Raw genomic sequence first — 626 nt, 5'->3', positions numbered from 1 at the left:
TTCGTCATAGTCAATTTCCGTCAATATTGCCCATTTCAAACCGGCAACCGTAACCGGACTATACGCAGACATGACTTGCACCCCGCGGTAGTCGTTGATGATCTCAAATCCCGCTCTGACCCATTAACGCGTTACGTGACAGCATTGCTGTCGATTTCTTGTCGGCCGATGGTTGAGCCTTTGCTGGCAATCTGTGCCAGAAGTTGCGACGAGACACCCGCCGATTTCATCACAGCCAAATAATCGTCAGGCGCTTCCAACAGAAAGCGAGACTGGCTACGCATTTTTTTGTCCGGGTCCAACTAGWGATAGCTTTCACCACTCTCACCCAAACCCGATGCAGCCCAATTTCCCTTGAAGGTCATGATGTTGTTGATTACATCCACTGGCATTTGGAAAATCAGCACACCCAAGCGCGAATTACCTTCCATTATTGGCGTAGACGATAAATGAGGCGGCCGCTTCATACGAGGGATAATACGGTTTGAAGTCATCAAGATAGTATTGATCCTTTGCTCAAAGCCGTCGCTTTTCTGTAGGCTTCTGCAATGCCCGTGTTCGAATAAGGCCCTTGCTTTAGATTGGTGGCAAAATCCAACTCTTTAAAGACGGTATAAACCACATTG

2 protein-coding genes are annotated in these 626 nt (G+C 47.8%); both read right to left on the bottom strand.

Annotated elements, in window-relative coordinates; all coding sequences use genetic code 11:
• Window positions 1–131: 131 nt before the first annotated feature.
• Window positions 132–284 (bottom strand): hypothetical protein, encoded by a 153-nt coding sequence (locus CIK04_RS34395; protein ID WP_325205903.1) that lies wholly within the window; start codon window positions 282–284, stop codon window positions 132–134.
• 18 nt (window positions 285–302) lie between these two features.
• Entirely contained in the window at window positions 303–494 is a 192-nt protein-coding gene (locus tag CIK04_RS34390; protein ID WP_325205902.1) for a hypothetical protein, read from the bottom strand.
• Between the last annotated feature and the right edge of the window lie 132 nt (window positions 495–626).

The sequence above is a fragment of the Vibrio sp. 03_296 genome, assembly GCF_002265885.1.
Note: the sequence above shows the minus strand (reverse complement) of the source record. Positions and strands in the feature narration are given on the sequence as shown.